At 74.5% G+C, this 24,383-nt stretch carries 22 protein-coding genes; 11 read left to right on the forward strand and 11 right to left on the reverse strand.

Annotation, left to right across the window (positions count from 1 at the left end):
* Positions 1–126: 126 nt before the first annotated feature.
* Entirely contained in the window at positions 127–1,419 is a 1,293-nt protein-coding gene (locus AC0VX6_RS14965) for an extracellular catalytic domain type 1 short-chain-length polyhydroxyalkanoate depolymerase (protein ID WP_475464766.1), read from the reverse strand.
* 382 nt (positions 1,420–1,801) lie between these two features.
* Positions 1,802–2,824 carry a non-homologous end joining protein Ku gene (ku, locus tag AC0VX6_RS14970; protein WP_475464767.1) on the reverse strand — a complete coding sequence of 341 codons (1,023 nt, stop codon included), beginning with the start codon at positions 2,822–2,824 and terminating at the stop codon, positions 1,802–1,804.
* Positions 2,825–3,005: 181 nt separating this feature from the next.
* Here ku and AC0VX6_RS14975 point away from each other — a divergent pair, with 181 nt between their 5' ends.
* The gene (locus tag AC0VX6_RS14975; RefSeq protein ID WP_274973317.1) at positions 3,006–4,100 is read left to right on the forward strand and encodes an alcohol dehydrogenase catalytic domain-containing protein; all 1,095 of its coding nucleotides are present in this window, start codon (positions 3,006–3,008) and stop codon (positions 4,098–4,100) included.
* A 172-nt stretch (positions 4,101–4,272) separates the two neighbouring features.
* The gene (locus AC0VX6_RS14980) at positions 4,273–5,940 is read left to right on the forward strand and encodes an FAD-binding dehydrogenase (protein WP_274973318.1); all 1,668 of its coding nucleotides are present in this window, start codon (positions 4,273–4,275) and stop codon (positions 5,938–5,940) included.
* 107 nt (positions 5,941–6,047) lie between these two features.
* Here AC0VX6_RS14980 and AC0VX6_RS14985 read toward each other — a convergent pair whose 3' ends face one another.
* Positions 6,048–6,290, reverse strand: coding sequence for a type II toxin-antitoxin system antitoxin (locus AC0VX6_RS14985; RefSeq protein WP_274973319.1), 243 nt, complete (start codon positions 6,288–6,290; stop codon positions 6,048–6,050).
* A gap of 15 nt (positions 6,291–6,305) precedes the next feature.
* A complete protein-coding gene (locus tag AC0VX6_RS14990) occupies positions 6,306–7,214 on the reverse strand; it encodes an SPFH domain-containing protein (RefSeq protein WP_274973320.1) in 909 nt (302 codons plus the stop codon).
* Between the two features lie 109 nt (positions 7,215–7,323).
* Between AC0VX6_RS14990 and AC0VX6_RS14995 the strand changes: the two genes are divergently transcribed.
* A complete protein-coding gene (locus tag AC0VX6_RS14995; RefSeq protein WP_212639687.1) occupies positions 7,324–7,821 on the forward strand; it encodes a PH domain-containing protein in 498 nt (165 codons plus the stop codon).
* Positions 7,818–9,686, forward strand: a complete 1,869-nt coding sequence (locus AC0VX6_RS15000; RefSeq protein WP_274973321.1) for a PH domain-containing protein — start codon at positions 7,818–7,820, stop codon at positions 9,684–9,686. The genes AC0VX6_RS14995 and AC0VX6_RS15000 overlap by 4 nt, the downstream gene beginning before the upstream one ends.
* Before the next feature lie 66 nt (positions 9,687–9,752).
* On the opposite strand, the gene AC0VX6_RS15005 is transcribed toward AC0VX6_RS15000, so the two are convergent.
* The gene (locus tag AC0VX6_RS15005) at positions 9,753–10,112 is read right to left on the reverse strand and encodes an STAS domain-containing protein (RefSeq protein ID WP_274973322.1); all 360 of its coding nucleotides are present in this window, start codon (positions 10,110–10,112) and stop codon (positions 9,753–9,755) included.
* Between the two features lie 444 nt (positions 10,113–10,556).
* On the opposite strand from AC0VX6_RS15005, the gene AC0VX6_RS15010 reads away from it, so the two are divergent.
* The 3 genes from AC0VX6_RS15010 (at position 10,557) to AC0VX6_RS15020 (ending at position 13,492) form a co-directional block, all read left to right on the forward strand.
* Positions 10,557–11,093: an NUDIX hydrolase family protein gene (locus AC0VX6_RS15010; protein ID WP_274973323.1), complete on the forward strand. Its 537-nt coding sequence runs from the start codon at positions 10,557–10,559 to the stop codon at positions 11,091–11,093.
* Positions 11,094–11,194: 101 nt separating this feature from the next.
* Positions 11,195–11,845, forward strand: coding sequence for a nucleoside/nucleotide kinase family protein (locus AC0VX6_RS15015; RefSeq protein WP_274973324.1), 651 nt, complete (start codon positions 11,195–11,197; stop codon positions 11,843–11,845).
* A 303-nt stretch (positions 11,846–12,148) separates the two neighbouring features.
* Complete coding sequence (locus AC0VX6_RS15020; RefSeq protein ID WP_212639683.1) at positions 12,149–13,492, forward strand: MFS transporter; 1,344 nt, start codon at positions 12,149–12,151, stop codon at positions 13,490–13,492.
* 187 nt (positions 13,493–13,679) lie between these two features.
* Here the strand turns inward: AC0VX6_RS15020 and AC0VX6_RS15025 are convergent, their stop codons facing one another.
* Both AC0VX6_RS15025 and AC0VX6_RS15030 read right to left on the reverse strand, forming a co-directional pair.
* Positions 13,680–14,618 carry a 2-hydroxyacid dehydrogenase gene (locus AC0VX6_RS15025; RefSeq protein WP_274973325.1) on the reverse strand — a complete coding sequence of 313 codons (939 nt, stop codon included), beginning with the start codon at positions 14,616–14,618 and terminating at the stop codon, positions 13,680–13,682.
* Between the two features lie 70 nt (positions 14,619–14,688).
* Positions 14,689–15,675 (reverse strand): beta/alpha barrel domain-containing protein, encoded by a 987-nt coding sequence (locus tag AC0VX6_RS15030; RefSeq protein WP_274973326.1) that lies wholly within the window; start codon positions 15,673–15,675, stop codon positions 14,689–14,691.
* 268 nt (positions 15,676–15,943) lie between these two features.
* Here AC0VX6_RS15030 and AC0VX6_RS15035 point away from each other — a divergent pair, with 268 nt between their 5' ends.
* Positions 15,944–16,516, forward strand: a complete 573-nt coding sequence (locus AC0VX6_RS15035) for a pyridoxamine 5'-phosphate oxidase family protein (protein ID WP_475464772.1) — start codon at positions 15,944–15,946, stop codon at positions 16,514–16,516.
* A 97-nt stretch (positions 16,517–16,613) separates the two neighbouring features.
* Here the strand turns inward: AC0VX6_RS15035 and AC0VX6_RS15040 are convergent, their stop codons facing one another.
* Positions 16,614–17,165 carry an ArsR/SmtB family transcription factor gene (locus AC0VX6_RS15040; protein ID WP_274973327.1) on the reverse strand — a complete coding sequence of 184 codons (552 nt, stop codon included), beginning with the start codon at positions 17,163–17,165 and terminating at the stop codon, positions 16,614–16,616.
* A gap of 73 nt (positions 17,166–17,238) precedes the next feature.
* Between AC0VX6_RS15040 and AC0VX6_RS15045 the strand changes: the two genes are divergently transcribed.
* Both AC0VX6_RS15045 and AC0VX6_RS15050 read left to right on the forward strand, forming a co-directional pair.
* Positions 17,239–18,537: an MFS transporter gene (locus tag AC0VX6_RS15045; protein WP_475464773.1), complete on the forward strand. Its 1,299-nt coding sequence runs from the start codon at positions 17,239–17,241 to the stop codon at positions 18,535–18,537.
* Positions 18,538–18,581: 44 nt separating this feature from the next.
* The gene (locus tag AC0VX6_RS15050; protein ID WP_475464774.1) at positions 18,582–19,343 is read left to right on the forward strand and encodes a phosphotransferase; all 762 of its coding nucleotides are present in this window, start codon (positions 18,582–18,584) and stop codon (positions 19,341–19,343) included.
* Positions 19,344–19,448: 105 nt separating this feature from the next.
* Here AC0VX6_RS15050 and AC0VX6_RS15055 read toward each other — a convergent pair whose 3' ends face one another.
* Positions 19,449–20,147: a class I SAM-dependent DNA methyltransferase gene (locus AC0VX6_RS15055; protein ID WP_475464776.1), complete on the reverse strand. Its 699-nt coding sequence runs from the start codon at positions 20,145–20,147 to the stop codon at positions 19,449–19,451.
* A 575-nt stretch (positions 20,148–20,722) separates the two neighbouring features.
* Here AC0VX6_RS15055 and erm point away from each other — a divergent pair.
* A complete protein-coding gene (gene erm, locus AC0VX6_RS15060; RefSeq protein WP_274973330.1) occupies positions 20,723–21,523 on the forward strand; it encodes an ErmE/ErmH/ErmO/ErmR family 23S rRNA (adenine(2058)-N(6))-methyltransferase in 801 nt (266 codons plus the stop codon).
* Positions 21,524–21,601: 78 nt separating this feature from the next.
* Here the strand turns inward: erm and AC0VX6_RS15065 are convergent, their stop codons facing one another.
* Both AC0VX6_RS15065 and treZ read right to left on the reverse strand, forming a co-directional pair.
* Positions 21,602–22,426 carry an alpha/beta fold hydrolase gene (locus AC0VX6_RS15065; RefSeq protein WP_475464778.1) on the reverse strand — a complete coding sequence of 275 codons (825 nt, stop codon included), beginning with the start codon at positions 22,424–22,426 and terminating at the stop codon, positions 21,602–21,604.
* 121 nt (positions 22,427–22,547) lie between these two features.
* A complete protein-coding gene (treZ, locus tag AC0VX6_RS15070) occupies positions 22,548–24,377 on the reverse strand; it encodes a malto-oligosyltrehalose trehalohydrolase (RefSeq protein ID WP_475464779.1) in 1,830 nt (609 codons plus the stop codon).
* Positions 24,378–24,383 lie beyond the last annotated feature (6 nt).

The raw sequence follows: 24,383 nt of genomic DNA on the forward strand, positions 1-24,383 counted from the left end.
CTGGGCGGCCCCGGTGGCGCGTGGGTTCACTGCACCGCGGGTCCGCACGGACGAAAGGGGACATACCCCTCTACGGCGCGAGTGCAACGCGGCGCGGCCCCTCCGGAGGGGCCGCGCCGCGCCGCATCAGGCCGGGGAGCAGGCCGCGCCGTTGAGGGCGAAGCCGGTCGGTCCGCCGGAGTCGCCGGTGTGCACGGCCTGGTAGCCGATGCCCGCACTGGCGCCGGGGGCGATGACGGCGTTGTAGGAGGCGTCGGCGGCGGTGACCGCGCCCTGGCGCGGACCGTAGGAGGCGTTCCAGCCCGAGGTGATGGTCTGGCCCGCGGGCAGGGTGAAGTCCAGGGACCAGCCTTCGACGGGCTCGGTGCCGGTGTTGGTGATGGTCAGCGAGGCGGTCAGACCGGTGTTCCAGGCGTTGGTGGTGACGGCGACGGCGCAGTCCCCGTCAGCGGGCTCGGGTTCCGGGTCGGGGCCGGTGTCCTGGTCGAGTCCGAAGAAGGTGATGGCGTGGGCCGCCATGCCGTTGGCCATGAGGTTGTGGCCCACGCCCCGCATGCTGACGGCCTCCACCGGGGCCCGGTCGCCGGTGGCGCCGTAGCGGGTGCGGGTCCAGCCCGGCTGGGGCTGGTCGGTGGAAGCAGGTGTCCGGCCGAGGCCGTGGACGTCGGTCCACTGTTCGATCTCCTCGGTGAAGTTGGCGTAGCGCAGGACGTCGTCCTCGGTCCCGTGCCACAGCTGCATACGGGGCCGCGGTCCGGTGTAGCCGGGGTAGGAGGCGCGGACCAGGTCGCCCCACTCCTGCGGGGTGCGGTCGATCGTGCCGGTGGAGCAGGCGTTGTTCCAGCCGGAGCCGTCGGCGGTGGCGAAGCAGCCGAAGGGCACTCCGCTGAAGGCCGCTCCCGCCGCGAACACGTCCGGGTAGTTGGCCAGCATCACGTTGGTCATCATGGCCCCGGAGGAGACGCCGGTGACGAACACGCGCTCGGCGTCGGCGTCGTGGACGTCGACGACGTGGGCGACCATCGAGCGGATGCCGACCGGGTCGCTGCCGCCGCCCCGGGTCAGCGCCTCGGGCGAGGACACGTCGAAGCACTGGCTGGCGCGCGTGACGGAGGGGTAGACGACGATGAAGCCGTACCGGTCGGCCAGCGAGGCGAACTCGGTGTCGGCGTGGAAGACGGGTCCGGTTCCGGTGCACCAGTGCTGGGCGACCAGGACCGGGGGGTTCTCGGTGACGCTGTCCGGCACGTACAGGTACATGCGCAGACCGCTGGGGTTGGGGCCGAAGTCCTCGACCTCGGTCAGGGCGGCGGCCGAGGCCGGGGGCGCGGCGAACAGGAGCGCGGCCAGCATGGGCAGGACGGCGGCGGCGAGCGCGCCGACCGCCCTGCTGACGGGGTTCGGGCGGGTGTGGGTCACGTGCGGGGCCTTCCCGACGGCGGGGGGTGGGGGGACTGCGGTGCCCGCTCGCACACCGGTCGCCTCGCGGAGCCGTTCCCGGCGGGTGCGGCTCCGCGTGCGGCGCTTCGGCCGCGGTGGCGGTCCGTTCGGCGGCGGGCGGTCGCCCGACCGGCGGGTTCGGCCGGCGGCGGGGTCACGGGGCGCTCCAGCGGGGTCTCCGTCTGTGTTGGGAGCGCTCCCAACACTGTCCGGCCGCGGAGGGCGTCCGTCAACCCCGGTAAGCCCACCGACAGCGGAGACCGACCGGAGGCGCCCCGGGTGTGATGCGAGGGACCTGTCCTGCGATCTGCTGAGGGCACCGGGCCCCTGCGGCGGCGAGGGGCCCGGTTCGGCGCGGTCCTCAGCGGCGGGCTTCGGAGCCGTTCAGCCCCACGGCCTCCTCCAGTTGGTCCCGGCTCATCTTGGACCGGCCCGGCACGTCCAGCTCCGAGGCCCGCTGGAGCAGTTCGCGCTTGGTGACCCTGCCCTCGCTCCGCCGCTCGACCCGGGTACCGCGCGTGCCGGTCCCCCGGGGCTCGCGGGCCCGCCCGGCCCCCTCCCTCCCGGTGGACGCGCGCGGGCCGCGCGACCGCGTGCCCCGGGTGCGCTGGGCGGGCAGGCTCTGGCGCAGGGCCTCGCCGAGGCCGTCCGCGTCCTCGGGGGGCGCGGCCTGCTCGGGCCGGTGGGTGAACGTCCTGCCCCCGGCCTTGGCGCGCACCAGTTCGGTCAGGCGCTGGCCGTAGCTGTCGGAGTAGTCCTCGGGGTCCCACTCGATCGACAGGGACCCGACCAGCTCGCGGGCCAGTTCGAGTTCGCTCCTGGTCAGCGCGGCGTGGGCCACGGGCGGCATCACGTCGTCGGGTTCGCGGACCTCGTCGGGCCACCACAGGGTGGAGGCCGACAGTACGCCCCGGTTCGGTTCGATCAGGACGGGGTACTCGCGGTCGCGCAGGACGATGGTGGCCACGCCCGTACGGCGGGTCTGCTCCAGGGCCGTGTACAGCAGCTGGTAGGCCTTGGCGTCGACCGCGGCCCGGGGCGCGACGTAGTAGGTGGAGGCGTACCACAGCGCGTCGACGGCGCCCTGGGACAGGAAGCCGGTCAGCTCCATGGTGCGCGAGCCGTGCGGGAGGATCTCCTCCAGCTCCTCCGGCTCCAGGACCACGTACTCGTCCTCAACCCCGGTGCGGGCCCCGCGCACGACGTCCTCGCTGGCGACCTCCTCACTGGTGCGCTCGTTGACGCGGACGTAGCGGATGCGGTCGGCCGTGCCCCGCTCGAACTGGTGCAGCACGGGCCCCCTGCGTTCGCGCGCGCTGTAGAGGCGCACGCCGACGGGCACCCTGCCGAACATGAGGGTTCCCACCCAGACCGGATTGACCATGACCCCTCCCTCTGCCCCCATCATTACCGTTACCAGGCAAAATGTCGGTCGACAACGGCAAAGGACCCCCAAGGCGGGAAGGAGCGGGCCCATCCGGGAGAGCACGGGTCCGTACGCCCCGGGCCTTTGACCGACCGGTCGGTATTGCTACTGTCGCGGCAGTCCGTGATTGGAGCCTCCCATGAGTACGACCGTCAGGGCCGCCGTCTTCTCCGAGCGCGGCGCTCCTCCCCGCATCCGCGACCTGGTCCTGCCCGACCCCGGCCCCGGCCAGGTGCGGGTGCGCCTGGCCGCGGCCGGGGTGTGCCACTCCGACCTCTCCCTGTCCAACGGCACCCTGGCGCAGAAATGGCCCGCCGTGCTGGGCCACGAGGGAGCGGGAACCGTCGACGCCGTCGGCGAGGGCGTCACGGAGGTGGTCCCCGGCCAGCAGGTGATCCTGAACTGGGCCCCCTCCTGCCGCGAGTGCTGGTTCTGCCGCCAGGGCGAGCCGCACCTGTGCGAGCATGCGCTGGACCGCACCGCCCAGCCCTACGCCGAGCTCGCCGACGGCACGCCCGTCTACCCCGGCCTGGGGTGCGGCGCGTTCGCCGAGGCCACCGTGGTGCCCGCCTCCGCCGTCGTACCGCTGCCCGACGGGATCGACCCGGCGGTGGCCGCCGTGCTGGGCTGCGCGGTGCTCACCGGCTGGGGGGCGGTCAACAACTCCGCGGGCGTGCGCGAGGGCCAGTCCGCCGTGGTGCTGGGCCTGGGCGGGGTTGGCCTGTCGGTGCTCCAGGCAGCGCGCCTGGCCGGGGCCGACCCGGTGATCGCGGTGGACGTCTCCCCCGCCAAGGAGGAGCTGGCCCGCTCACTGGGCGCCACCGAGTTCCTGCTCGCCGACGAGACCCTGGTCAGGGCCGTGCGCGCGCTGACGGGCAGGCGCGGCGCCGACCACGCCTTCGAGGTGGTGGGGTCGGCGAAGGCGGTGCGCTCGGCCTGGGACGTGACCCGGCGCGGCGGCACGGTCACGGTGGTGGGCGTGGGCAGGGTGGACGACGAGGTGTCCTTCAACGCGCTGGAGCTGTTCCACCAGGCGCGCACGCTGCGCGGGTGCGTGTACGGCTCCAGCGACCCGGAGCGCGACGTCCCGCTCATCGCCGAGCGGGTGCGGTCGGGGGAGCTGAAGCTGGCGGCCATGGTCACCGACGAGATCCCGCTCGAAGGCGTGCCCGAGGCCTTCGAGCGCATGTCCCGGGGCCGGGGCGGCCGGTCGCTGGTGCGCTTCGGGGTCTGAGCGCGGCGGGCTCCGGCGGCGCCGCGCTGACGCGGTCCGGGAGGGTTTGTCACCTCCTGACAAATCCTGTGGCGCACGGCACACTCTGCCCTTGCCGTGCCGCCGCGGCGGCGGCACAGTCGTCACCAACGCGCACGCCGTGCCCCGGGCACGGCCGACCGGAGGGAAAAGCATGGGTGGTAGCGGAGACGACCGCGCCGACGTCATCGTCGTCGGCGCCGGGCTGGCGGGCCTGACCGCGGCGGCCGAGCTCGCCGACGCGGGCAGGCGCGTGCTCCTGCTGGACCAGGAGCCCGAGCAGTCCCTGGGCGGGCAGGCGTTCTGGTCCTTCGGCGGGCTGTTCCTCGTGGACTCCCCCGAGCAGCGGCGCATGGGCATCAGGGACTCCGCCGAGCTGGCCATGCAGGACTGGACGGGCACCGCGGGGTTCGACCGCCCCGAGGACGCCTGGCCCCGCCGGTGGGCCGAGGCCTACGTGGACTTCGCCGCCGGGGAGAAGCGCTCCTGGCTCCACCAGCAGGGGATACGGTTCTTCCCCCTCGTGGGCTGGGCCGAGCGCGGCGGCTACCTGGCCGACGGCCACGGCAACTCCGTGCCCCGGTTCCACATCACCTGGGGTACCGGCCCGGGCGTGGTCGCGCCGTTCGAACGGCGGGTGCGCGCGGCGGCCGAGCGCGGCCTGGTCTCGCTGCGCTTGCGCCACCGGGTGGACGAGCTGGTGGTCACGGGCGGGACGGTCACCGGCGTGCGCGGCGCGGTCCTGGCCCCCAGCGACGTCAGGCGGGGCGAGGCCAGCGGACGCGAGGCGGTGGGCGACTTCGAGTTCTCCGCCCAGGCGGTGATCGTCACCTCCGGCGGGATCGGCGGCGACCACGACCTGGTGCGCCGCAACTGGCCCGAGCGCCTGGGCACCCCGCCGCGGCACATGCTCTCGGGGGTGCCCGAGCACGTGGACGGGCGCATGCTGGCCATCACCGAGCGGGCGGGCGGACGGATCGTCAACCCCGACCGCATGTGGCACTACACCGAGGGCATCCAGAACTGGGACCCCGTCTGGGCCCGGCACGGCATCCGCATCCTGCCGGGGCCCTCCTCGCTGTGGCTGGACGCGACCGGCAAACGGCTGCCCGCACCCTACTTCCCCGGGTTCGACACCCTGGGAACCCTGGAGCACATCATGCGCAGCGGCCACGAGTACACATGGTTCGTGCTCTCGCAGAGGATCATCGAGAAGGAGTTCGCCCTGTCGGGGTCGGAGCAGAACCCCGACCTGACCGGGAAGGACCTCGGGCTCGTCCTCAAGCGGGTGCTGCCGGGCGCGCCGGGGCCGGTGGAGGCCTTCAAGCGCAACGGCGCGGACTTCGCCGTGGCCGACCGGCTGCCCGAGCTGATCCGGCGGATGAAGGAGATCGCGGGCGACGGCGTGCTCGACGCCGACACCGTCACCCGCGAGGTGGTGGCCCGCGACCGGGAGATGGTCAACACCTTCACCAAGGACCTCCAGGTGACGGCGATCCACGGGGCGCGCAACTACCGGGGCGACCGCCTGGCCAGGGTGGCGTCACCGCACCAGATCCTGGACCCCAAGGCGGGCCCGCTGATCGCGGTGCGCCTGCACGTGCTCACCCGCAAGTCCCTGGGCGGCCTGCACACCGACCTGGACGCCCGTGTGCTGCGCGCGGACGGCACACCGCTGCCGGGGGTTTACGCCGCGGGCGAGGTCGCGGGGTTCGGCGGCGGCGGGGTGCACGGCTACCGGGCGCTGGAGGGCACCTTCCTGGGCGGCTGCCTGTTCTCGGGCCGCACGGCCGGTCGGGCCGCCGCGGCGGCGCTGGGCTAGCGCGCCTCCTCCCGGGCGGGGTCGGCTTCGCCCTCCGCCCGGGTCCCGCGCGTGGCGTCGGTCCGGGCGCCCCTCGGGGGCCCGGACCGACGGCTCCGGCGGCCCCGTCACTTCCCCGGGCCGTCGTCCTCCTGCTCGGGCTCCGGCTGCTCCGGCCCGGGTCTGCGCGGGCGGCCGCGGCGGGGGATGGCCCCCGCCTCCTTGGGCATCCGCCCCGCGTCGTCCAGCGCGCGGCGCAGCAGGAACTCGATCTGGGCGTTGGTGCTGCGCAGCTCCTGCCCGGCCCACCGCGCGAGCGCGTCGTGGACGGCGGGGTCGAGCCGCAGCAGCACCTTCTTGCGCTCGGGCACTGCCACCTCACGCGGTCACTGGTACAGGGTTCCGGCGTTGACGACGGGGCTGGCGGGGCGGTCGGAGCACAGCACCACGAGCAGGTTGCTGACCATGGCGGCCTTGCGCTCCTCGTCCAGTTCCACCACGCCCTCCTCCGACAGGCGGGCGAGCGCGCGGTCGACCATGCCCACCGCGCCCTCGACGATCTCCTGGCGGGCGGCGATCAGCGCGCTGGCCTGCTGGCGCTGGAGCATGGCCTGGGCGACCTCGGAGGCGTAGGCCAGGTGGGTGAAGCGCGTCTCCACGATCCGCACGCCCGCCGCCTCGACCCGCTCGCCGACCTCCCGGGACAACTGCTCGGTGATGAGGTCGGCGCTGCCGCGCAGGGAGCGGCTGGTATCGGTGTCGTAGGAGTCGTAGGGGTAGTTGCCCGCGATGTGGCGCACGGCGGCCTCGGTCTGGATGGAGACGAACTCCACGAAGTCGTCCACCTCGAAGGAGGCGCGGGCGGTGTCCTCCACCTGCCAGACGATGACGGCGGCGATCTCGATGGGGCTGCCGGAGGCGTCGTTGACCTTCATCACGGAGGTCTCGTGGTTGCGGATGCGGGTGGAGACGCCCTTGCGGACGGTGAAGGGGTTGACCCAGCGCAGGCCGTCGGTGCGGACGCTGCCGACGTAGCGGCCGAAGAGCTGGACGACCTTGGCCTCGTTGGGCGCGACCATCTCCAGCCCGATGAAGAACAGGAAGCCGACCACGGCGAGGACCACGCCGACGGCCACCAGGGGCACGGGCAGTCCGACGACGGGCGACAGCGCGACGGCGACGCCGAGGAGGAAGAGCAGGACGCTGACCACCGCCATCACCATGCCGTTGATGCTGGCGGCGGGGTGTTCCCGGTACTGGGGGGCAGGAGCGGGGGCCTGGCCGGTAGCGGTCATCTGAGGTTTCCGTTCTCTGTTGGGTGATGACGCGAGAATAGCATTGTGATATCACTTTTAAAAGACACCCGGCCCGCCAGGGCCCCGAACCGAAGGAGGCGTGGACGCGATGAGCGCCGACACCCCCCGCCTGCGCCCGCCCCGCCACCGGGTGGACGGGCGTGCCGTCCGCTGGTGGACGACCCGATCCCTGACCGTGACGGTCCTCCTCACCGCCGTCCCCGTGGTGCCCGCGATCATCTGGGAGCCGCCGCGCGCCTGGTTCCTGGCCGCCGCCGCGGTGATCGGCGGAATCGGGCTGCTGATCACCGTGGTCATGCCGCGGTGGCGCTACCGCGTCCACCGCTGGGAGGTCACCGACACGGCCGTCTACACCTCCAGCGGCTGGCTCTGGCAGGAGTGGCGCGTGGCCCCGATGTCGCGCATCCAGACCGTGGACACCGCGCGCGGCCCCCTCCAGCGGGCGTTCGGGCTCTCCAGCGTCACCGTGACCACCGCCTCCGCCGCGGGCCCGATCGAGATCACCGGCCTGGACCACGAACTGGCCACGCGCGTGGCCGACCAGCTCACCGACACCACCCAGGCGACCCCGGGGGACGCGACATGAGCGACGGACACCGACCCGGCCCCGAGGAGTTCCCCCCGGCGCCCGGACAAAGCCGAACGCCCGCCCCGCGGGTGGAGGACGTCCCGGCGGGACCGGCCGACACCACGCCCGCCGCCATGCCCGGCGCCGAAGGCCCGGCGGCTTCCGCCGAGGAGCCCGTCCCCGCTGAAGGGCCCACCGACGACTGGGAGCGGCTGCACCCGCTCAGCGTGTGGGCGAGCACAGTCATCCTCGGGGTGGTCCTCGTCCCGTGCGTGATCGTGGTCGCCGTCGCCCTCGCGGTGGCCGGCCAGCCCCTGTGGGCCCTGCTCCCGATCCCCGCCGCGCTGGCCTTCATGGGGTTGCTGGCCTACTTCGACGTGCTGCGTCTGCGCACGACCCGCTACCGCGTCACCGCCGAGCGCATGGAGACGCGTTCGGGGATCGTCTCCAAGTCCTACCGGTCCATCCCGCGTGAGCGGGTGCGCAGCGTCGACGTGGCGGCGCCGCTCTACGCGCGGATCTTCGGGCTGTGCTCGGTCACGGTCGGTACCGGAGAGAAGGTCGGGGCCGGAGACGACCAGCTCCAACTGCTCTACGTGACCGCACGGCAGGGCGAGAGGCTGCGCCGCGACCTGCTGCGCCGGGGCGCCCCCGCACCGGAGGCCGGAGCGGGCACCGAGGAGACCCCCGAAGGCGGTCCTTACGAGGACGGCGAGACCGAACTGGCCCGCCTCGACCGCCGCTGGTTCGCCTACGCCCCCGCGACCACCGCGACCCTGGGCGTGGGCCTGGGCGCCATCGCCGGTCTGCTGGGCCTGAACGCCCAGACCGGCGGCGTGGGGTGGGACTGGCTCTCAGAGCAGGCCGGTCTGCCGAGCGTGGAAGAGATGTCCTCGTTCGTGATGGGGCAGATCCTGATCGTGGTGCCCCTGATGCTGCTGGGTCTGCTGGTGTCCGGTGTGGTGGTCCTGACCGCCGTGGCCGTGGAGACCTGGTGGGACTACCGCCTCACCCGGGAGGCCGACGGGACCGTGCGGCTGCGCCGGGGCCTGCTGACCAGCGTGTCGCTGTCGGTGGAGGGGCGCCGCCTCAACGGGGTCACGCTGCACGAGCCGTACGTGCTGCGGCTGTCGGGTGGAGCGGACGTGCGCGCGGTGGCCACCGGGCTGGCCGCGGCCGACGACCAGAAGACCAGCGCCAGGAGCCGCCTGTCCCCGGCCATGCCGCGGGAGCGGGCCAGGAGGCTGGCCGCCGACCTGATGGGCACGCCGGACTCACCCCTGGACGTGGCGCTGGCCGTGCACCCCAAGGCCGCGCTGCGCCGCCGCTTCACGCGGGCCGCCGTGGTCACCGTGCTGGGCGCGGTGCTCTCCGGGGCGCTGGCCTGGCTGCACACGCTGATCGCCCGGGCCTGGTGGGACGTGGTGCACGAGGTGGAGCGCGAGATCATCCCGGTACCGCTGGCCACGAGCACGGTGGAGGCCGCGCCGAGTTGGGCGTGGGCGGTGCTGGCGGTGGCGATCGCGGCGGCGGCGTTCTGGTACGCGGTGGGCTCCTACCGGGGCCTGGGCCACGGGCTGCACCCGCGCTACCTGGTGGTGCGCAAGGGGATGGCGGTGCGCGACACGGTGACCCTGGAGCGGTCGGCGGTGATCGGCTGGCGCATCAACCGCTCGCCGTTCCAGCGCAGGCTGGGCCTGGCCGACGTGGCCGCCACGACGGCGGCGGGGCAGGGGATGTACGCGGCCAGGGACGTGGGGCTGGGCCAGGGCCTGGCCTGGGCGGACGAGGCCGTCCCCGAGCTGCTGGCGCCCTTCCTGGTGCGCGACGGGCAGGATGACGGGGTCGGACGGGGCGCCGACGGCGGGGCGACCAGCCCCTGAAGCGGGGGACCCGCGCGGACCGCGGTTCCGGCCCCCTCCCCTCGCGGGGCGGGGGCCGGAACCCGGTCACGGGAGTTCGGGCACCGTGTTGCGGATCGGGTCGCCGTCCACCCGCAGGCCGCTGGTGTGCGTGAGCGCCATCTCCAGGAGCGGGTAGATCTCGAACACGCGCCCCATGCCCAGCGCCTCCAGCACCCGCGCGGCGATGGGGGCGGGCTCGGCCAGGACCACGTGCCGCCCCTCGCGGGTGAGGCTCTTGTAGACCGCGACCAGGGCGCTGACGCCGCTCGCGTCGAAGAAGTCGAGCCCGGACATGTCCACTACCAGGCAGTCACAGCGCGAGGCGTGCGCGGCCTGGAGCAGCCGATCGCGCAGGCGGTCGGCGGTGGCGAGGTCAACCTCGCCGTGGACGGGCACCACCGTCACACCCGTACAGGGGAAACGCTCCTGGGCAGAGAACCGGGCATTCCTCACCACGCGGGCCACCTCTCACCGGACGTAACCTTCCCACTACGCAACCGCGTACGAGATCGTAACCTCTACAGAGAGACCGTGGGGGCTTTTCGTGAGAAAAACCCGCGAAATCTCGCCGATGTGGCTGTGGGGACAGTCCCGTGTCACCCCGTCCGGCGGGTGGCGGGACGCACCGCGCGCGACCGCGGTCCGGACCCCTCACTTCTCCTCTCGGACACTCCGGGCGCGCCCCCGCGCGTGGCCTTCCGCGCCCGAGTGCGGTAGAAGCGGTACAGGTGGCACCCCCGCGTGCCCGCGCCCACGGGCCGGGCCCGGGGCCGACCCCAGGGACAGCCCACGAGAAGGGAGGGAGCGGCGGGCCCCGGCCGACGGCCACAGCGCTCCGCCGCGCACCCGATGACCGAAACCGCCGACACCCAGCCCGGCTGGTTCTCCCCCGAGGAGCTGGAGAGCATCCGCGGCCGCATGCCCGTCCTCTACGTCCAGGCGGTTCCCGTACGGGTGGACGAGGTGGGCCAGGTGACCCATGTCGGCCTGCTCATGCGGGCCGCGCCCGACGGCAGCTTCCACCGCTCGGTGGTCTCGGGCCGCGTGCTGTACCACGAGCGGATCCGCGACGCCCTCCTGCGCCACCTGGAGAAGGACCTGGGCCCGGTGGCCCTGCCGCGCGTCCCCGTCTCGCCGCAGCCGTTCACGGTGGCCGAGTACTTCCCCACGCCGGGGGTCACCCCGTTCCACGACGCCCGCCAGCACGCGGTGGCCATGGCCTACATCGTCCCGGTCTCCGGCGACTGCCAGCCCCGCCAGGACGCCCTGGACCTGGTGTGGTTCACCCCGGAGGAGGCGGCCGGCGCGCATCTGCGCGAGGAGATGACGGGCGGCCAGGACGTGCTGCTGCGCCAGGCGCTGGCCCACGTGGGCCACGTCCCCTGACCGGGACCCCCGTGCCCGCCGGGGCGGACCCGGCGGGCACGGCGGGGCGGACCCGGGCACCGGCCCGGCACGGGGCGCCCCGCGATGCGTAGGCTCGTGCCATGTCCGAACCGCTCGTCGCCGACGCCCTCGCCTTGGCCGCCGCCACCGGCCCGCACCGCCGCCGCGTGCTCGGCCTGGTCGGCGCCCCCGCCGCGGGCAAGTCCACGCTCGCCCGCCACCTGGTGGCCGGGGTCGACGCCGCACTGGGCCCGGGCACGGCCGGGTACCTGCCCATGGACGGCTTCCACCTGTCCAACGCCCAGCTCGACCGGCTGGGGCGGCGCGACCGCAAGGGCGCGCCGGACACCTTCGACGCGCACGGGTACGCGGCCCTGGTGCGCCGCCTGCTCGCCGAGACCGACCACCCCGTCTACGTGCCCGACTACGACCGCGTACTGCACGAACCCGTCGCCGCGCGGCACGTCATCGAGCCGCACACACGGCTGCTGGTGACCGAGGGCAACTACCTGGCGGGCGACGAGGAGCCCTGGTCCGGGCTGCGCGGGCTGTTCGCGCAGCTGTGGTACGTGGAGGCCGACGACGACCTGCGCGAGCGCAGGCTGCACCGGCGCCAGCTCGCGGGCGGGGCGACCGAGGAGGCCGCACGGGAGTGGGTGGAGCGCAGCGACCGGCCCAACGGGGAGCTGGTCAAGCGCTTCCGGGACAACTGCACGCGGGTGGTGCGCCCGGGCCCCCTTCCCGGGGACTGAGATCCGCCCGCGCGCCGGGCCGGGCACGGCCCCGCACCGCCGCGCCCGCCCCCGAAGCCGCGTCCGGCCCGCCGGTCGCGGTGCGCGGATCGCCACCGCCGCCTCCTGCGGCCGAACCCGGGCGTGCGGTTCCCGGGGAGGCGGAGGCCCGTGTGCGTGCGGGTTCCGGGCTCCTCGACCCGGGGAAAACCCCAGAAGGACACAGAGGCCACATATGTCCACATGGTGAGACAAATGTTTCATGCAGTGGCGAGCGGAGCTAGCATCCAGCCATCCGCACCCACTGACCTGGAAAGAAGTCCCATGACGGACGTCGCCCCACGCGCACCAGAAGAGGCCGAGCCACCGGCCAATCCCAAGAGGAGGGTCCTCACGGCCAGCCTCGTGGGGACGTCCATCGAGTTCTACGACTTCTACATCTACGCGACGGCCGCGGTCCTGGTCTTCCCCGCGCTGTTCTTCCCCGAGGGCGACATGCTGGCGGCGCGGCTGCAGTCGCTGGCGACCTTCGCCATCGCCTTCGTCGCCCGCCCCATCGGCTCCTGGGTGTTCGGCCACTTCGGCGACCGCGTCGGGCGCAAGGCCACCCTGGTGGCGTCCCTGCTGACCATGGGCATCGCCACCGTCGGCATCGGCGTGCTGCCCACCTACGCGCAGGTGGGCGTCCTGGCCCCGCTGCTGCTGGCGGTGTGCCGCTTCGGCCAGGGCCTGGGACTGGGCGGGGAGTGGGGCGGCGCGGCCCTGCTGGCCACCGAGAACGCCCCTCCCGGCAAGCGCGGCTTCTACGGCTCGTTCCCGCAGCTGGGCGCGCCGATCGGGTTCTTCCTGGCCAACGGCGTGTTCCTGGCCCTGAGCCAGTTCATGAGCGACGAGACCTTCCTGGCCTGGGGCTGGCGCGTGCCGTTCCTGCTCTCGACCCTGCTGATCGTGATCGGCCTGTGGGTCCGCCTGACCCTGCACGAGACCCCGGCCTTCGCCAAGATCGTCGCCTCGGGCGAGCGGGTCAAGTCGCCGATGGCGGAGGTGTTCCGCACCAACTGGCCCGCCGTGGTGCTGGGCACGCTGATCATGCTCGCCACCTACGTGCTGTTCTACCTGATGACCGTGTTCTCCCTGGGCTTCGGCACCGACCCGGTGGCGGGCCTGGGCTACGACCGGTCGCAGTTCCTGGTGTTCCTGCTGGTGGGCGTGGTGTTCTTCGGGGTGTTCACCCCCGTCGCGGGCCTGCTCGCCGACCGGTTCGGCCGCAAGCCGGTCCTGGTCTGGGTCACCGTCGCGATCATCGTCTTCGGCTTCGCCATGGGCCCGCTGATGGGCGGCGGCGGCACGGTCGGCGTGCTGGCCTTCCTCATCGTGGGGCTGAGCCTGATGGGCCTGACCTTCGGCCCGATGGCCTCCGTGCTGCCGGAGCTGTTCCCGACCAAGGTGCGCTACACCGGCGCCTCGGTGGCCTACAACCTGGCGGGCCTGCTGGGCGCCTCGTTCGCCCCCTACATCGCGACGTGGCTGGCGGGCACCCTGGGACTGAACTGGGTCGGCGGCTACCTCGTCCTGGTCGGCGTGATCACCCTGGTGGCTCTGCTGATCAGCCGTGAGACGCGCGACGACTCCCTGGACGACACCCCGGTGCGGGTGACCGGCCGCTAGGCAGTGTTCTCTTGGGCCTCCGCTCCGCTCCATCCCACCCGTCGCCCACCACCACCCTCAACGGACGCCCGCGGCGCGGCCCTTCTTGTGTTCGGGCGCCCGGAGAACGGTTCAGAGAACAGGCCCTGGAGCCTTCCCCCACGGGGACGGGCCGGGCGAGCGCGTGCCGCCCGGCCCGTCCCCGTCCTCACACGATCCGGTGCGGCAGCTCCCGGCCTTCGACGAAGGCCGTCACCGCGGCCGCCCACACCCCCCGACGCCGTTCCTGGCACTCGCGGGTGTTGGCGGCGAACCGGGAGCTGAGCACCAGGTTGTCCAGCGGCGGGTAGGGGTTGCGCTCACCGACCAGGTCCAGCCCCGCGCCGCGCAGGCGCCCCGCGCGCAGCGCCTCCGTCAGCGCCCCGGAATCGACGACCTCGTTGGGCGAGATGCTCACCAGGACCGCCGAGGGCCTCATCAGGGCGAGCTCGGCAGCGCCCAGCAGGCCGCGGGTCGCGGTGTCCAGCGGCAGGGTGAGGAAGACCGCGTCGGACACCGACAGGAGCTCGTCCAGCTCCACCTGGACCGAGCCCTCGGCACGGCGCGGACTGCGGTTGGCGTGGACGGTCTCCATGCCCAGGCCGCGCACCATGCGCGCCACCCCCGCGCCGATGCCGCCCATGCCGACGATCCCCGCGGTGCCGCCCGCGAGTTCCATGCCCTGCTCCCCCGCGCAGAGCAGATCGCCCGACCGGACCCGGGCGTGGACGGGCACGATCCTCTTGGCCACGGCCATCATCAGCGCGACGGCGTGCTCGGCCACCGCGGGACCGGTGTACCCGGCGGTGTTGCACACGGCCACGCCGCGCTCGCGGCAGTACTCCAGGTCCACGTACTCCACGGCCGTGGTGGTGGCCACCACCAGCTCCAGGTCGGGCAGCAAACGCAGGTTGCGCGCGCCCAGGTCGGCGTAGGTGGTGACCAGGATCCGCGTGTCCGGGCGGCGCCGGAACTCCTCGGCCGGGTCCAGCTCGCCGTCGGCGGTCTGGACCCAGTGCGCCTCCAGCGCGTCGGACAGGTGGTCCAGGGTGTCGGTGGGAAGGGGGTGGCGGTCGTTGAGCACGAGACAGCGGACGGGCCGGGTCAAACCGTTCCTCCAGGGGGTGGCGGGGTGCGCGGCCGCGGCCCGGACCCGGGCGCCGCCGCCGACAGGGTGTTCAGGGCCGGGGAGCCGACGCATCGCCCAGGACCTCCCCGACCTCCTTGTAGCGTTTCCAGGCCAGGCCGCGCAGGAACTCCCCGGCCCCCTCGCCGTGGGCCTCCCAGACGTCGGGGGCCCACTCCTGTTCCAGGTTGCGCCAGCCGGTCAGGGGATACAGGTGCTGGAAGGGCGGCGGCGGGGGCATCTCCGCCGCCACGCGCTCGGCCAGGGAGGCCAGGCGCGGGCGGTCCACCTCCCCGACCAGGGCCAGGGCCTCGGCCAGGTCGGTGTTGCCGCCGCCCAGGCCGTACCCGTGGAGGGAGCCGTCCACGAGGTCGAAGCCCGCCTCCAGCGCGATCCGGGAGTTGGCGACGGCGTGGCCGAGGTTGTCGTGGCCGTGGAAGCCCGCCGGGCCGGGCCAGGCGGCCCGCACCCCGGCGAAGAGCTCGGCGGCGTGCTCGGGCAGCAGCGCGCCGCGCGAGTCGGCCAGGTAGAGCCAGTCGGCGACGCCCGCCCGGGCCACGCGCTCGGCCGCCTCGGCCAGTTCCCCGGGTTCGTAGGCGGTGACGCTGATGAGGTTGAGGGAGCAGGTGACGCCGGTGGCGCACACCGCCTCCGCCGCGGCGAGCACGTGGTCCAGCCTCTCCAGGAGGCAGGTCAGGCGGACCACGTCGAGCACCTCGGCGCGGGGCCGCAGCAGGGCGGCGACCTCGTCCGGGCTCCTGCCGTTCACACCGAGCATGGCGACGACGCGGGCCGGCCCGACGTCCTCGCCGACCTGGCGCAGCAGGTCGGGGGTGCACCGGAGCGTGGGTTCGCGCCCGGGGTCGTCGCTGATGTAGCCGACCTCCACGTAGGGCACGCCCACCTCGCCGAGGACCTTGGTGTGCTCGCGCACGGTGGCGTCGGTGAAGCGCCAGTCGTTGAGGTAGCCGCCGTCGCGCAGGGTGACGTCCAGGATCCTGGGTCGCCGGGGTTCGGCGTCGATGTGTCGAGCGGGCACGTCATGCCTCCTGACAGGCGCCGGACATTCACCATAAGTAAGTTGACCGCCACCCAGGGGAATCAAACATTCCGCCCCGCCCGGGAACGGACCGGGCCGCCGCCTCCGGACCCGGAGGTGCCGACCGGCTGTTTGCGCTGGTCGCCCCGGGGGGTAGTCGGGGATCGGGGACCTTCGCCGACGACGCGCGGGCCGCGTCCCCGGGCCCGCGAACCGCGCCGACGGCGGAGGAAGGACACGGGGGCACTCTTCTCGGGGGGAGCTGGCGATGGCTGGATCAGAGGGCGCCGACCGGATGAGGCCGCCGCCGGTGTCGGTCACGGGACCGGTCGCGCCGCCGGAGCAGCGGGGGCCGTCCGACGAGTACGCGGGGACCGACCGCCTCGCCGACGAGCAGGAGCTGCTGGAGGGCGCCGACATCATCGAGGGTGACGACGGGGCCAGCTTCACCGTCCTGGAGCGCCAGACCTGCTTCAACCTGCTGGCCACGCGCGACATCGGTCGCGTGGCCTTCACGATCGCGGGGGACGCGGCGCCCACGGTGCTGCCGGTGAACTACACGATGGTCGACGGCGGCATCGTGTTCCGCTCCACGCTGGCCGGGGCCGTCATGCGCCACGCGCGCGGATACGCCGCCTTCCAGGTGGACAGCCTCGACGAGGAGCGCCGCCAGGGGTGGAGCGTGCTGGCCAGCGGGCGGTGCTCGTGGATCCGCGACGCGGCCGAGCTGGCACGCCTGCCGCAGGGCGGCCTGCCCCGGCCCTGGGCCGAGGGGGCGCGCGACCAGGTCCTGAGGATCACGCCCGGCAGGCTGAGCGGACGGCAGATCCACCGGCGCTGACCCGGCTGCCCCGCCCGGAGGGGTTCGGGGGCCGCCACAGGACACGACGGGCGCCGGGCCGGGCCCGGAACCCGCCGCCGCGCGGCCCGCGCGGCGGTCAGTCGGCGGGTCGGTGCAGCAGGAACGCCCCGGCGTAGACGGGCCGGTCCGCGCGCTGGCCGTCGGTGGCCACGTACTCGTCCAAGACGGCGACGATGCGGCGGTCCAGCTCCGCCACCTCCTCGTCCGACAGGTGCAGCACGAAGCGCGAGTAGATGCGCACCGACTCCGGTCCGGCCTCGCTCAGTTCCTGCTGGAAGGCCTCCACCGGCGCGACGGCGGAACCGGCGTCGGTGTCCAGAAGGGGGCCGTCCAGCCACCAGGTCTCCCCGGTGGCGCGGTAGGGCTTCTCCAGCGCGCCGCTGGCCCCGGTGCGCACCGGCGCGGGCAGCAGCAGGCCCGCGTCCACGAGCTGGCGGACGTGGTACAGGACCGTGCCCGGGGTGACCTCCAGACGGTCGGCCAGCTCCTTGTTGGTGAGCTCCCGGGTCAGGCAGAGCCGCAGGATGCGCACCCGCAGCGGATGGGCCAGGGCCTTGGCCTCCTGGACCGTGGCCGGTCGTCGCGTGCGCGGGCGGCGGGCGGTCCCGCTCTGTTCCGGTTCTCCCATGTCCCGAGGGTAACAACGGTCGATTTCCAGCAATCGATTGAGTTTTATCAATCGATCTGCCATTCTCGATCGCATGACGGACACCAGCCCCCCGCACACCCCTCCCGCTCCGCCGCCGCGCCCGCACCCCGCACCGCTGGGCGCCGCCTTCTGGAACCTGTGGACCTCCTCCGCCCTGTCCAACCTCGCCGACGGCGTGCTGAAGACGGCGCTGCCGCTGGTGGCGCTGCGCTTCACCGACTCCCCCGCCCTCATCGCCGGGGTGACGTTCGCGCTGACCCTCCCGTGGCTGTTCTTCTCGCTCCCGGCGGGCGCACTGGCCGACCGGCTCGACCGGCGCCGCACGATGCTCGGCGCCAACCTCGCCCGGGCGCTGCTGCTCGGCGTCCTGGCACTGTCCCTGGCCCTGGACCTGGGCTCGGTCTGGCTGCTGTACGCGGTGGCGCTGTGCGTCGGGGTCACCGAGACCCTCTACGACACCTCGGCCCAGTCGATCCTGCCCCAGGTGGTCGGCCGCGACCGGCTCCCCCGGGCCAACGGGCGGCTGCACGCCGCCGAGCTGACCGCGAACCAGTTCCTCGGGCCTCCCCTCGGCGGCCTGCTGGCGGCGGTGGGCGCGGCGGCGGCCTTCACCGCCCCGGCGTCGCTGTGGCTGGTCGCGGTGGGCGCGCTGCTGCTGGTGCGCGGCCGGTTCCGGACCGGGCGGGCCGCGCCCGCCACCCTGCGCGCCGACATCACCGAGGGGCTGCGCTTCCTGTGGCGCGACCGGATCCTGCGCTCGTTCGCGGCGATGGTGGGGGCCAGCAACTTCGCCAGCAACGCGGCCTTCACCGTCTTCGTGCTCTTCGCGGTGGGCCCCGACTCGCCCATGGGCCTGTCCGAGCCCGCCTACGGCCTGCTCATGACCGCCGTCGCCGCGGGCAGCGTGATCGGCGCCCTGGGCGCCGGGCGGATCGAGCGGCTGGTGGGACGCACCCGGGCGCTGCGGGCCTGCGTGCTGACCTTCGCCGTGCTCGTGGGCCTGCCCGCGCTGACCGCCGACCCCGTCCTGGTCGCGGCGGGCTTCTTCACGGGCGGGCTGGGGCTCGCGGTGTGGAACGTGGTCACGGTGTCGCTGCGCCAGCGGATCACCCCCGATCCCCTGCTCGGCCGGGTGAACAGCGCCTACCGGCTGCTGGCCTGGGGCACCATGCCGCTCGGCGCCGCCGCGGGCGGCCTCCTCGCGGAGTTCCTCGGCCTGACCTGGGTGTTCGCCTCCATGGGGCTGCTGTGCCTGGGCCTGCTCGCCGGACTGGCCCGGTTGGACGACGCGTCCCTGGCCGCCGCGGAGCAGCGGGCCGACGAGGACCGGCAAGCCCCCGGGGACCGGTGAAAACCGGTGGACTCCCCCTGCCCCGCGGTGGAGCATGAGGGACTATGACCCCACCCGAGGAAGAGGTGCTGGAGGGCGGCAACGTCGCCGACCAGGTGGTGCGCGTGGGCCGGACCGTGCGCAAACCGTGGCGGCGCTCCTCCCCCTCCGTGCTGCTCCTGCTCACCTACCTGCACGCGCACGGCTACGAGGCGTCCCCTCCCGCGGTCGGCAGGGACGAGCGGGGCCGCCAGGTGCTCGGATACGTGCCGGGGACGCTGGCGGACCGGACGGCTGCGATGACGGAGGGGGAACTGCGTCGGCTGGGCGGGACGATCCGCCGCCTCCACGACCTGACCGCCGCGTACCGGCCCCGGGAGGAGCCGGTGTGGGAGGTGCCCATCCCCCACGAGCGCGAGGAGCTCGTCTGCCACAACGACCTGGCGCCGTGGAACCTGGTGCGCGACGGCGACGCCTGGACCTTCATCGACTGGGACTGCGCCGGTCCGGGCACGCGCATGGGCGACCTCGGGTACGCCGCGCACGGGTTCGTGCCGCTGCACGGGAGCGGGGACCCCCGGCGCGACGCGCGGCGGCTGCGCGCCCTGGCGGACGGGTACGGGTGCGACGGGGCCCAGCGCCGTGAGCTGCCCGACGCGGTCCTGGGCCGCGTGCGCGGCATGTACGACCTGCTGACGGAGGGCGCGCGGACGGGCGAGCAGCCGTGGGCGCGCCTGCACGCGGAGGGGCACGCCGACCACTGGGGACCGGCGTCGGAGTACGTCGGGCGCCACCGCGAGCTGTGGCGGGAGGCGCTGCTGCGCTGACGGTGGCCCGCGTGCCGCCTCGCGCCTCATGGACGCGAGCGCGCCCCCGGCGCGCTCCGGGACACGGCGGGCGCACGGGCGCCGCAGGCCCGACGGAGCCGGATCCTAGAAAGCGGTCCACACGAAGGCCGCCGAGATCGGGTGGCCCCGGAACCTCTCCCATGTGGGCTTGGCCGCCACCCAGGTGTCGTCCACGGTGCCCTCCGCCATCTCGGCCAGCCGCCATCCCGCGGCCGAGGCGGCGCGCACGTGGTCGCTGATGAGGTGGACGTGGGTGGCGATGGCGATGTCCTCGCCGGAGGCGTCGGTGTAGTGGGTGGGCATCCCCGAGACCATCGAGAACTGCGGGTGGTAGGCGACCAGCACGCACGTCCCCCCGGGCCGGACGAGCCGCCGGGCCTCGGCGTAGAAGGGCGCCAGGTCCGGCAGGTGCTCGTCGATCAGGGAGGCGATGACCAGGTCGTAGGCGGCGCCGGGCAGGCCCGTGTCGCGCACGTCGCCCCGCGTGAGGCTGTCGTGGGCGCCGCGCCTGTCGGCCAGCGCCAGCATGCCGGAGCTGAGGTCGACGCCGTCCACGCGCCCGGCCCCGCGGCCGCGCAGCCACGCACCGGTGCGGCCGGTACCGCAGCCCAGGTCGGCGGCGCGGGCGACGGCCGACCAGTCGGGGACGGCCAGGCCGTCCAGGAGGGCGAGGTCCATGGCGTCCAGGACGGAGTCCTCGTAGGTGCTGGACCAGCCGTCGTAGCCGGTGGCCACGTCGACGGTGCGGTAGTGGCGGGTGTCGAAGTCCGCGAAGTCGGGCATGGGGGCGAGTATGGCGTGTTCGGCCCGGGGAGGGCGAACCCTTTTCGGGCGGGTCCGAGGCCGGGAAAACCGGTTGCCGCCGCCGCGGGCGTGCTCCTAGGTTGGTCGCCATGTGCTGCTTCCAGGCGATCGTCTGCCGGGCCCACGCCTGGCCGGTGAGCTGCCACACCCACGTCGTCCGGCCCCGGTCCCCGCGCCTGGGCCGGTAGTCCGCCGTCCCGGCCGCCGCGAACCCCGCCCGCGGGGTCCGTCCGGCCCGCCGGGAGCCCCGCCCCTCCCCCTCCGCTTCGCGCGCGTGTCCCCACCGCGTGTCCGGACGGCTCGGGAGGGGTGCGCCGCCCGCCGCCGTCGGCGCGGGCGCGCCCGTGCGCGCCCGCACGGCGGTCGGCCCGGCGACGACCGCGGACGGCACCTCCTCCTTCCCGTGTGACCCTCCGGTCCAGGCACAGTCGCGTCCCTCCTTCCCTCGGACGGGCTGCCCGGACCTCCTTTCGCGTTGTCGCGCGCCGTGTGGCGCGCCCGTCCGTGCCGCCCGTCCTCGTCGGCCACCGCAGGGTGGCTGGAACGGACCTTCCGTGGCACGTACCGAACGCTCACGTCGCACGGGTGCCGGTGACAACCGGCGCCGCTTCTCCCAGAACTTCCTCGCCGACCCGGGCGCCGCCCGCCGCGTGGTGGCGGTGTCCGGGATCGGCCCCGCCGACCTGGTGGTGGAGGTGGGGCCGGGTGAGGGCGCCCTCACCCGCTTCCTGGCCCCGGCCGCCCGCCGGGTCCTGGCCTACGAGATCGACCCGCGCCTGGCCGAACGGCTCTGCGCGCGCTACCGCGACCCCGCGAGCGGGGTGCGGGTGGCGCGGGCCGACTTCACCCGGGTGCGCCCGCCGCGGGGCGAGTTCCACCTGGTGGGCAACATCCCCTACGCGCGCACCGCGGACATCGTGCGCTGGTGCCTGGACGCGCGGGGCCTGGCCTCGGCCACCCTCGTCACCCAGCTGGAGTACGCGCGCAAGCGCACCGGCGGGTTCGGGCGGTGGAGCCGGTTGACGGTGCTGACCTGGCCGGAGTGGTCGTGGTCGCTGGCCGGGCGGATCGACCGGCAGCGGTTCCGGCCGGTGCCCCGGGTGGATTCGGGCATCCTGGTGCTGCGCAGGCGCCGGACGCCGCTGGTGGAGCCGGGACGGATGAGCGGCTACCGGCGCCTGGTCGAGCTGGGGTTCGGGGGAGCGGGCGGATCGCTGGGCGCGTCGCTGCGCCGCGCCCACCCCGCCCGGCGGGTGGACCGGGCGCTGGCCCGGGCCGGGATCGCCGCCGGTACCCCCGTCGGACACGTGGACCCGGGGCAGTGGCTGGAGGTCTTCCGGACACTGGAGGGCTGAGCCCGCGCGTCACGCGACCGCCGCTGCGGCGGGGATGCGGTGTCCACCGGGCCGGTCGGCTGACCCGCCCGGGCGCCCTCAGCCCAGGAAGTCCAGGAGGGCGGCGGTCAGCTCGGCCGGTGCGTCCTCCTGGACGAGGTGCCCGGCCCCGGGCAGGACGCGCAGCCGCGCCCCGGGGATCGCGGCGGCGAGCCGTCGGCCGCGGTCCAGAGGAAGCCAGGTGTCCTCCTCGCCCCACACCACCAGCACCGGCAGGTCGAGATCGGCGTAGGCGTCCTCGACCTCGGCGGTGTAGCGCTCGTCGGCCTGCGCGATCTGCCGGTAGAACGCGGGCTGGCCGTCCGCACCCAGCCAGGGGCGCACGAGCGCGTCCAGGACGTCGGTGCGGGGCTCGCGGTGCGCCGCGGAGGAGACGTAGGCGCGCACCAGAGCCTCGTGCAGGTGCGGGGGCAGCGCGGCGAACACGTCGGCGTTGGCGTTGACGAGGCGGAAGAAGTCGCTGCCCCAGGGGCGGACGCTGACCGCGTCGACCAGGGCGAGGCGGTCGTAGGCCGCCCCGTCCAGGACGGCCGAGCGCAGGGCCACGGCGCCGCCGAAGTCGTGCGCCACCACGGCGGGGCGCTCCAGCCCCCAGTGGTCGAGCAGGGCGGTGAACGCGGCCTGCTGGGCGGCCAGCGACACGTCCTGCCCCTCGTGCTTGGCCGAGGCCCCGTAGCCGGGCATGTCCCACACGTGGACGGTGTACCGGGCGCTCAGGGCGCGGGCGACGTGGCGCCAGACGTGGGAGGAGAAGGGCGTGCCGTGCAGCAGCACGACCGGGTCCCCGTCCCCGAACCGGGCCCAGCGCACGGTTCCGTTGGGCGCCTCGAAGCTCCGGTCGAGGGTCAGGGCGTCGCCGCTCATGTGGTGCCTTTCCGTCACGGGGTCGCGGGCCGTACCGAGGCTAGGGGGCCGCGGTGACGTTCCGGCGCTCCGGGCGGGTCCGCGCGCGGGAGCACGCCGGGCGGGCCCCGCCCGGCGCGGCTCACACCCTCAGGACGGCGAAGCACTCCCCCGGAACGGTGACGGTGGTCCCCGCGGTCCTGGGCTCACCGTTGGCGAGCAGGAGTTCGTGCGGGGCCGCGTCCAGCTCCACCTCGGCGCCGTCGGCGTCCAGGTTGCACACCACCCGCAGGCTCCCCCGGACCAGGACGAGCTGGCGCCCGCCGCCGCCCGTCTCGACCGCGGCGCGGTCCAGGCGCGGGTCGGACAGCTCCGGTTCCACGCGCCGCAGGGCGATGAGCGCCCGGTAGGTGTCCAGGACCAGCCCGTGCGGTTCGCGTCCGGGCTCGGACCAGTCCAGGACGGCGCCGTCGCGGGTGGCCGGGTCCATGGGGTCGGGGATCTCCTCCTCGGCCCACCCCAGCGCGGCGAACTCGCGGCGGCGGCCCTCGCGTACGCCCCTGACCAGGTCGGGGTCGGCGAAGGAGGCGAAGAACGGCCAGGGCGTGGCGGCCCCCCACTCCTCCCCCATGAAGATCATGGGGGTGTAGGGGGAGCACAGCACCAGCGCGGCGCCGCAGGCGAGCAGGCCCGGGGAGAGGTGTTCGCCCATGCGGTCGCCCCGGGCCCGGTTGCCGATCTGGTCGTGGGTGCTCAGGTAGGCCAGGAAGCGGCTGCCGGGGACGCGCGCGGTGTCCACGGGGGCGCCGTGGGTGCGGCCGCGGAAGCTGGAGCGGGTGCCCGCGTGCCAGAACGCGCGGGTGAGCGCGGCGGGCAGCGCCCCGGGGTCGGCGAAGTCGGCGTAGTAGCCGTGCGCCTCCCCGGTGAGGGCGACGTGCAGGGCGTGGTGGAGGTCGTCGGACCACTGGGCGGTCATGCCCAGTCCGCCCGCCTCCCGGGGCAGGACGGTGCGGGGGTCGTTGCGGTCGGACTCGGCGACCAGGGACAGCGGCCGGTTCAGGGCGGCGGCGAGGGCCTGCACCTCCTCGGCGAGTTCGGCCAGCAGCGGGGTGGCGCGGTCGTCGCGCAGGGCGTGCACGGCGTCCAGGCGCAGCCCGTCCAGGTGGTAGTGGCGCAGCCAGTCCAGGGCGTTGTCCAGGACCGTGCGGCGGACCGGGTCGGAGTCGGGGCCGTCCAGGTTGAGGGAGGGTCCCCAGGCGTTCTCGCCGTGGAAGTAGGGGCCGAAGCGGGGCATGTAGGCGCCCGAGGGGCCGAGGTGGTTGTAGACCACGTCGAGCAGGACGGCCAGGCCGCGGCGGTGGCAGGCGTCGACGAGGGTCTTGAGGGCGTCGGGGCCGCCGTAGGGGTCGTGGACGGCCGCCCACAGGACGCCGTCGTAGCCCCAGCCGTGTGTGCCGTCGAAGGCGTTGACCGGCATGAGTTCGACGTGGGTGACGCCGAGGTCGACCAGGTGGTCGAGGCGGTCGGCGACGGCGGCGAGGGTGCCCTCGGGGGTGAAGGTGCCCACGTGGAGTTCGTAGACGACGGCGCCCGCGAGGGGGCGCCCGGTCCAGTCGGCGTCGGTCCAGGCGAAGGCGGCGTGGTCGTGAACGCGGCTGGGGCCGTGGACGCCGTGGGGCTGGTGGAGCGAGCGGGGGTCGGGCAGGGGCTGGGGGTCGTCGTCCAGGAGGTAGGCGTACTCGGTGCCGGGCCCGGCGTCCTCGACGCGGACGCGCCACCAGCCGTCGTCGTCGGGCCGCATGGGGACGTCGCGCTCCGCGGCGCCCTCGCGCTGTGCCGTGCCGTACAGGCGCAGGCGGACGCGTTCGCGGTGGGGCGCCCACACGGCGAAGTCGCCGCGGACGCCGACACCCGGGACGGCGGGGGCGGCGAGGGCGTCGGACGTGGTCGGGGTGGTCTGGGCTCGGTTCACGCAGGG

It is taken from the genome of Nocardiopsis sp. iso_25, from assembly GCF_056173305.1.